This is a genomic window from uncultured Sphingomonas sp. (genome assembly GCF_937859915.1).
In the GTDB taxonomy this organism is placed as follows: domain Bacteria; phylum Pseudomonadota; class Alphaproteobacteria; order Sphingomonadales; family Sphingomonadaceae; genus Solisphingomonas.
In genome coordinates, this window is record NZ_CALMAW010000001.1 from 35511 (window position 1) to 44287 (window position 8777).

At 63.7% G+C, this 8777-nt stretch carries 4 protein-coding genes; 3 read left to right on the forward strand and 1 reads right to left on the reverse strand.

Annotation, left to right across the window (positions count from 1 at the left end):
• The first annotated feature begins 157 nt into the window (after nucleotides 1–157).
• On the forward strand, nucleotides 158–2419 hold the full coding sequence (locus Q0326_RS00135) for a TonB-dependent receptor (RefSeq protein ID WP_298685738.1): 2262 nt from the start codon (nucleotides 158–160) through the stop codon (nucleotides 2417–2419).
• Entirely contained in the window at nucleotides 2419–4500 is a 2082-nt protein-coding gene (locus tag Q0326_RS00140; RefSeq protein ID WP_298685742.1) for a S9 family peptidase, read from the forward strand. The genes Q0326_RS00135 and Q0326_RS00140 overlap by 1 nt, the downstream gene beginning before the upstream one ends.
• Nucleotides 4501–4880: 380 nt before the next feature.
• On the opposite strand, the gene Q0326_RS00145 is transcribed toward Q0326_RS00140, so the two are convergent.
• Complete coding sequence (locus Q0326_RS00145) at nucleotides 4881–6983, reverse strand: M3 family metallopeptidase (RefSeq protein ID WP_298685744.1); 2103 nt, start codon at nucleotides 6981–6983, stop codon at nucleotides 4881–4883.
• 202 nt (nucleotides 6984–7185) lie between these two features.
• Here Q0326_RS00145 and Q0326_RS00150 point away from each other — a divergent pair, with 202 nt between their 5' ends.
• On the forward strand, nucleotides 7186–8574 hold the full coding sequence (locus Q0326_RS00150) for a M20/M25/M40 family metallo-hydrolase (RefSeq protein WP_298685747.1): 1389 nt from the start codon (nucleotides 7186–7188) through the stop codon (nucleotides 8572–8574).
• Nucleotides 8575–8777: the final 203 nt, after the last annotated feature.

Genomic DNA, 8777 nt, shown 5'->3' on the forward strand with positions numbered 1-8777 from the left:
TTGGTAGCACCGCGATCGGGCAGGCTCCTGTCCGACACGGCCGCACGAGCGGCCGGCTAGGCGGACCGGACGTGCACGACGCGACCCGGCCGTGCGCGGGGAGGACCATACGGCACGCGGCGCGGGGCTGCGGGCGGATGTTTGGGGAAATTGATCGATGCGTATTTCGCGACATGGGCTGATTGCAGCCGCTGCTACCGGCGCGCTTGCAATCGGGCTCGCCAGTTCGGCCGTGGCGCAGGATACGACCCATTCCGATGCCGTCGTTCCGGCCGGCGGCCAGGCCGACATTGTCGTCACCGCGACCAAGCGCAACGAGAGCATCATGCAGATCGCCGCGCCGATCAGCGCCGTCTCGGGCGATCAGTTGGCCCGGATGAACGCGAACAGCCTGGAGGATTACATCACCCGCCTGCCCGGTGTGGTGTTCAACGACTATCAGCCGGGCGTTTCCGAGGTCGTGATCCGCGGCATCGGCGCGACCACCTATCACGAGCAGGGCCAGACCACCGTCGGCTATTATCTCAACGAGTTCGACATCGAGGAGCCCAATTTCCCGATCGCGATTCCCGACATCGACACCTTCGATCTCGATCGCGTCGAGGTGCTGCGCGGGCCGCAGGGGACGTTATTCGGTTCCTCGGCGCTGGGCGGCTTGATCAACTACGTCGCCAAGACCGCGGACGCCTCCAAATTCGATCTCGCCGGCGAAGGCCTGGTCGGCTCGACCAAGAATGCCAGCGGGCAGCTCAACTATGCCGGCAAGGCGATGGTCAACATCCCGATCATCCAAGACAAGCTTGCGGTGCGCGTGATGGCGCTGCAGCGTTTCGACGCGGGCTATATCGACAATGTCGGCCTGACGCCGGAGAAGAAGGCGACGAACGACTTCCGCACGCGCGCGGTCCGCGGCTCGGTCGTCTTCACGCCGTTCGAGGGCACCAAGATCACTTATCTCGGCGCCTATCAGGACACCAAGCTCGACGATCAGACCTATATTTCCTACGACCGCACCTATCAGCGCTCGACCGGCATCGAGGAGCCGCAGAATACGAGCTTCTTCCTCAACAGCCTGCGGCTCGACCAGGACGTCTCGGATTTTGCGACGCTGAGCGTGCTGGGTTCGGTCGACAAGAAGACCAACTTCACGCGCTTCACCGATCCCTATGGCTATGTCACCGGCGTCGTCGCCGGCCCCAATGTTGCGTTCGACGACACCCATGCGCACGCCAACATCAAGACGATCGAGGCGCGGCTCGCCTCCAAGGACAATGACGGGCCGTTCCGCTGGCTGGTCGGCAGCAGCTACATCCGCTCGACCAAATATTCCTTCGACCAGATGTACGCCCCGGGCGCCGATGCCTTCATCAGCGCCAATCCGGGCGACTTCGCTTATTCGAGCAATGTGCTCGCACCCAATAACCGCATTTACGGCTATCTGACCAACACGCTGAACACCGACTTCGGCGTCTTCGGCGAAGCGACGTGGAAGCCGGTGCAGGGGCTCGAACTCACCGCCGGCGGCCGCTATTACCGGACGCGCGCTGAGGGCGATGTCGACAACCTCGCAGGCTATGTGAGTGGCAGCACGGTCGATCTTGCCGGCCACGTCAATCAGAAGGAAAGCGGCTTCACGCCGAAGGCGACGATTTCGGTGCGGCCGAACAGCCACATGCTCGCCTATTTCACCTATTCGCGCGGCTACCGCGTCGGTGGCATCAACCCCAATGCCGGCCTGCTGCCCAGCATCCAGAACAGCTATAAGAGCGACCGCGTCGACAATTACGAGGTCGGGGTGAAGACGACGCTGTGGAACGGCGCCCTGACCCTCGATGCCGACATCTTCGACATGGTGTGGAAGAACATCCAGGCGCGCGAGTTCGGCCCGGCACCGGAATATTATTCCTATGTCGAGAATGCGGGCTCGGCCGACGTCACCGGCGTCGAGATCGCGGCGACGATCCGGCCGACGCGGCAGCTCTCGCTCAGCACCAGCATCACCTATGAAGATGCCAAGCTGACCTCGATCCTGCCTTATGCCTTCGCCGCCAACGGCGTCGGCTATTACCCCGGCACCACCCTGCCCGGCTCGTCGAAATGGTCGATCTCGAACAATATCGATTATTCGCTCGACAACCTGCCGCTCAAGCCGACTCTGCAGCTGGCGCATCGTTATCTGTCGCAGGCGCCCGTCGCCTTCTACACGTCGCTCGACACGCCTTTCTACCGCGGCCGGTACAACATCTTCGACGCCCGCGTGTCTGTCACGCCGCGCGAGCATCTCCGCCTCACCGGCTTCATCGACAATCTGACCAACAAATATGGCATCTTGAGCGGGCCCTTCTCAGCCCAGACGACGCCGGCCTATTCGATCATCCGGCCGCGCACCTTCGGTCTGCGGGTCGATTGGAGCATCTGATGAAGGCTTTCCTGCTCGCGGCCGCCGCCACGATCATCATCGCGGCGGCGCCGCAGCCGGAAACACCTGTCGCACCGAGTGCCGATCTCGGCGGGCCGATCGCGCCCGCCGACATCATGAAGCTGCATGACATGCGCGAAGCAGAGATGTCGCCCGACGGCAAGACGATCCTGTTCACCGTTCAGCAGCAGATCTCGACCTTCGCGCCCGAACATTCGACGATCTGGTCGGTGCCGTCCGACGGCCATGCGCCGGCGCGCCGGTTCATCGTCAGCGCGGGTGCCGACGACAATCCGCGCTGGTCGCCAGACGGTCAGTGGATCGCCTTCCTCTCCAACCGCAAGAACCCGCTGTCGGGCGGCGCCGACACCGGCTTCGAGTTCAAGGCGGATACCGCCTCGCAGCCCGGCAAACCGAGCGAGGCAACGCCACCGGCCGAGACCGAAGCCGCCGGCGAACCCTCGCGTCAGGTCTGGCTGATGTCCGTCGCCGGCGGCGAGGCGATCCCGCTGACGGCGCTGCCCGGAGACGTCGGCGACATCGCCTGGTCGCCCGACGGCACGCGCATCGCCTTTCTCAGCGCGGATCCGCCGACCGCGAAGGAGAAGGCCGACAAGGCTGCCAAGCGCGACTGGGTCGAGGTCGACAAACCGCTCCATTTCACGCGGCTGTGGATCCTCGATCTCGCCAACCACAGCGCGCGCCGGATCTCGTCCGATGGCGTCAACATCGGCGCGATGGACTGGTCGCCCGACGGCAAGCGGTTGGCGGTCACCGTCACCGACAGCACCCGCATCAACGACTCCTTCTCTCATGCCAAGCTCGAGCTTCTCGACGCTGCCACCGGCACGCTGGGCGCGCCGCTGTACGATCATGTCGCGGGCAGTCCGAAATGGTCGCCCGACGGTCGCTCGCTGCTCGTCACCGAGATACTGACGCCGGGCTTCATCGGCATCGGCGTGCGGACGATCGACATCGCGACGGGCCGCATAACCAAGCTCGCAGACACCTATCCCGGCGAACTTACCCAGGCCGCCTGGGCGCCGAACAGCCGCTCGATCCTCGCCCTGTCGTTCGAGCAGACCCGCTCAAAACTGGTGCGCATCGATCCGCATGACGGCCGCGTGACGCCGATCGTCGCGCTCGACGGCGAGGCGTCGAACGTGACCGCCAGCCACGACGGCAAGCATCTGGCGGTCGCGCTCTCCAGTCCGGATCGTCCGGCCGACGTGTGGACGGTAACCGGGAACACGGCGAAGGCGGTGACGCGGATCAATCCGCAGGTCGCCGGCTGGACGCTCGGCAAGGTCGAGCAAGTCGCCTGGAAGAACAGCAGGGACGGCCAGACCGTCTACGGCGTGCTGGTGACGCCGCCGGGCTACGTGCCCGGCACGCCGACCAAGATGGTCGTGCAGGGCCATGGTGGTCCCGAATGGGCATGGTGGTCGGGCTGGCTTGGCAGCTGGCACGAATGGGCACAGATGCTGGCGACGCACGGCTATGTCGTCTTCCTCCCCAATCCACGAGGCTCGGACGGTCAGGGCACCGCCTTCGCGCGTGCCGTCGGCCACGACTGGGGCGGGATGGACTATCAGGATGTCGTCGACGGGATCGACATGCTGGTCGCAAAGAAGATTGCCGACCCCGCGCGGCTTGGCATCGGCGGCTGGAGCTATGGCGGGTTCCTCGCCGCCTGGGCGGTGACGCACGACCACCGATTCAAGGCGGCGGTGGTCGGCGCCGGGCCGACCGACATGACCGCGATGGCACGGATCACCGACACGCCCGACTTCCCGCTCGGCTATTTCGGGGCGGTCGAGGATCATCTCGCCGATCTCGACCGGACCAGTTCGGTGCGCGCGCTCGACGCTGGTGTCACGACGCCGGTGCTCGTGCTGCACGGCGAGCAGGATCCGCGGGTGCCCCCGACGCTGGGCCTCGAATTCTATCGCGGCCTCAAGATGCTCGGCAAGGAGGCCGAGATGATCCGTTATCCGCGCGAGCCGCACTGGTTCCACGAACCGGCGCACCAGGAGGACGTGCAGCGACGCGTTCTGAATTGGTTCGACTCCCACCTTTAAACTGCGCCGCGCCGCCGACCGTGTGCCTGACATCACTTGTGATATTTGCGTCTCACTTCCGCCGCGGTACGAATGAACGGACGGCGGCTTTTGCCAAGGATGCTGTGCAGGTTTACATTTAGTCGCTTTGCCATCCGCACACCACCACGGCGTGCGAACGACCGGATCGGGCATTAGCTGACCTTCAAGCGCTGTGGGCAGAATGGCTAGAACTGGTCGACAGCCGCCTCCGCTCGGCCGCGGCGAAGACCCACATAGAGACACTCAATGGCAGCGAACGGCTTCCCGGAACCCGACCTCCATTCAGGTTATCGGAAAGGTCAGCCGTCAGGTTGGATCCGTCGCTTGATAAGCTCTTAGGCTTGTCCTGTGACGGCTATTCACTTCGACGTCGGCATGAGCCCGCGATCCTGGAGCATTGGGCCGATATCAGGATCCTTGCCGTAAAAGCTGCGGAAAATCGTATCGTAATCCTCCGCGTGCCCGCGAGACAGCACGAGCGCGCGGAAACGATCGCCATTGGCGCGCGTCAGCCCGCCATGCGCTGTGAACCACGCAAACGCATCATTCTCGAGCATCTGCGTCCAAAGATAGCCGTAGTAACCGGCGGCATAGCCGCCCGACCAGATGTGCTGAAAATAGCTGCTGCGATAACGCGGCGGCACATCGGTCACATCGAGGCCCGTTTTCGCCAATGCTGCGGCCTCGAACAGGTCGACGTCCTGCTTCGGCGCGGAAGCCGGCAGCGCATGCCACTGCATGTCGAGTTCGGCCGCGGCAATAAGCTCGCCCAGCGCATAGCCCTGGTTGAATTTGGCCGCCTGCTTGATCTTGTCGACGAGCGCCGGCGGCATCGGTGCACCTGTTTTATAGTTCACCGCGTAGTTCGCGAACACCTTGGGATCGAGCGCCCAATGCTCGTTGAACTGCGATGGAAATTCCACGAAGTCGCGCGCCGAGGCGCCGAGCGAGGGGTAAGCCAGCTGGCCGAAGAAGCCGTGTAGCGCATGGCCGAATTCGTGAAACATCGTCGTCACGTCGTCGAAGCTTATGAGCGCGGGTTGCCCCGGGGCGGGCTTGGGCAGGTTGGCGACATTGTAGATCACCGCGCTCGTGCCAAGCAAACCAGACTCATTCACGAAGCTGCTGTTCCAGGCGCCGCCCTGCTTGTTGTCGCGCTTGAAATAGTCGCAATACCAGAGCGCCAGATGCTTGCCGTCGTGGTCGAAGACCTCGAAGACGCGCACGTCCGGATTATAGACCGGAATGTCGTGGCGTTCCTTGAAGGTCAGGCCGTAAAGCTGGTTGGCGGCGAAGAACACGCCCTTCTGCAGCACCGCGTCGATCTCGAAATAGGGCTTCACCTCGTTCTCGTCGAGGTCGAACCTGGCCTTGCGAACCTGTTCTGCGTAGCGATCCCAATCCCAAGGCTTCACCGTGAAGTTGCCGCCCTGCTGCTTGATCACCGCGTCGATCTCCGCAGCCTCCTTGTGTTGCTGTGCGGTGGTCGCCGGGATAAGCTTCGCCATGAACACCTCCGCGGTCTGCGGCGTCTTGGCCATCTGGTCCTCGAGCACGTAGCTCGCCCAGTCATGGAAGCCGAGCAAAGCCGCCTTCCGGGCGCGAAGCTGCGCAATGCTCGCGGCGATATCGCGCGTGTCGTTGGCATCGCCCTTCTCGCTGCGCGTCCAGCTCTGCTGGAACAACTGCTCCCGGACTGCTCGATCGGACAGCGACTGAAGCGCCGGCTGTTGCGTCGTGTTCTGGAGCGGCACTACCCATTTGCCGTCGAGCCCGCGCGCCTTCGCCGCCTGCGCCGCGGCGGCGATCCCACCCTCGCTCAGACCATCGAGTGCCTTCGGGGCATCGACGACGAGCGCACCCGCCTTGGTGCCCGCGAGGAGCTTTTGGACAAACGCGGTCTGCAGCGTCGAAAGCTGCGCGTTCAGGTCGCGCAGCTTCGCCTTCTCGGCATCCGACAGTTGCGCGCCGGCACGGATAAAGCGCTGGTACGTGATCGTCAGCGCCTGGAGCTGATCGGGATTAAGGCCGAGGCGCGCACGGTTCTGGTACAAGGTGTGGACGCGCGCGAAAAGCTTCGCGTCGAGATAAATCGCGTCATTATGGGCAGCGAGCTTGGTGGCCTCGGCCTTCTGCACCGCCTGGCGCGCGGGATTGGTGTCGGCCTGATTGACCGCGCCAAACGCCGCCGATACGCGTCGCAGCATCATGCCCGAGCGCTCCATCCCAACGATGGTGTTGTCGAAAGTCGGTGCGGCAGCAGTGTCGGCGATCACGCGCATTTCATCGAGCTGCTGTGCCATACCTTGATCGAAGCCCGGCTGGTAATCCGCATCGGTAATCCGGTCGAAAGGCGGCGCTTGGAAGGGCAGTGTACTGGGCTGGGCAAAGGGATTGTCAGCGGCCAGCGCCGGGGTGCCAGACAGGGTGCTGCAGGTCAGCAAGAAAGCGAGGCGCTTCATCATCATACTCCAGCGATGCGAGACTCGCCAACGGGCACCTCGGTGCGGGCGATCTAACGGTCCGATGGGTCGCCGCACAAGCGCTACGCCATTTCGTCGGGCGCCACGCTACCCGGATCGTCTCGAAAGGATCGACGTGCAATGATTGGACTATAGCGCAAATTGCGCTCTACGCCGTTACATGCAGCAAGGAGATTGTTTGATGCACGTCGCGATGGCAATGGCGTTGACAATCGCGTCCACGGCGGGAGCACAGGCAGAGATGGTCGCGCACCCTCGGGCCGAAACACAGGCCCTCGATCTCGCAAAACAGGCTATCGCGCTGCGATCTGTTCGCGGGCCGGGCAATCAGACGCCGCAGGTCGCCGCCCTCTACAAGTCCGCGCTCGTCGCCGGCGACTTTTCCGATGCCGACGTAACCATCACGCCGGTCGACGACACCGCCTATCTGATCGCGCGCTGGCGCGGCAGTGATCCGTCGCTCAAGCCGCTGGTAATCTCCGGTCATATGGACGTCGTCGAAGCCAAGCCGGCCGATTGGCAACGCGATCCCTTCACCCCGGTGGTCGAGAATGGCTATCTGTTTGGCCGCGGCGCCACCGATATGAAGCTGGACGGGACGCTCGCCATTGCCTCGCTGATCGAGCTCAGGCGAGAGGGGTACAAGCCGCGGCGCGATATCGTCATCGAATTTTCGGGGGACGAGGAGACGGCGATGAAGACCGGAGCGATCATCGCGGGCAAGCTGGCCGATGCCGACCTCGTGCTGAACATCGACGGCGGCGGCGGGCAATTGGACGAAGCGACGGGTAAACCCGCTTTCTTCACCTGGTCGGGGGCCGAGAAGACCTATGCCGACTTCCGGCTGACCGTCACCAACCCAGGCGGTCACTCCTCCGAACCACGCGCGGTCAACGCGATCGACGAACTGGCGGCCGCATTGCTGCGGATCAAGGCGCATCCCTTCAAGCCGGAGCTCAGCCCGCTAACGCGGATTTCGCTCGCGCAGGAGGCGCGGTTCGAGGATCCGCAAACAAGCGCTGCGCTGCGCGCCTTCGTAGCCGACCCAGCCGACGCAAAGGCCATCGCGACGCTTACCGCGAATCCGGCGACCGTCGGCAAGATCGGCACGACCTGCGTCGTCACCCTGATCAGCGGTGGCCATGCAGAGAATGCCTTGCCGCAGCGGGCGACCGCCAACATCAACTGCCGGATCTTTCCGGGCCACGCGCCGTCCGCGATCATAGCTGAGCTTCAAGCCGCCGCCGCCGATCCCGCAATCGCGTTTGCGGACGTCACCGAAGGCTCGGTACCGAACGACGCCTCGCCGCTCAGGTCCGACTTTACGGCCGCGGTCGAGACGGCCATCCATCAGGTCTATCCGGGCGTCCCGGTCTTCCCAACCCAATCCTCCGGGGCCAGCGATAGCATGTGGTTCCGCTATCATCATGTGCCGAGTTATGGCGCGAGCCCGGTGTTCATCAAGGCGTCGGAAGATTTCAGCCATGGGCTCAACGAGCGCACCCCGTTGTTCAACCTGCGGCCGGCGATCACCTATTATCTGTCACTAATTCCTGCGCTGTCGAAATAGCTAACGCTCTTAATATAAATAGGCTGTGCGCGGTGTCTTCGGGGCCAGTGCAGACACGGCGTGTCCATCGTACGAAAACCTCGGAAACGGCCGCAGCTGCTGCGGTCTCCGCGGGACGCTTTGCGGCGGCAAGACCCATTTGCGGTTATCTGAGTGTCTGATCCGAAACCAAGGTGAGTGGTATCAGTGGGTTAGCTTGACAG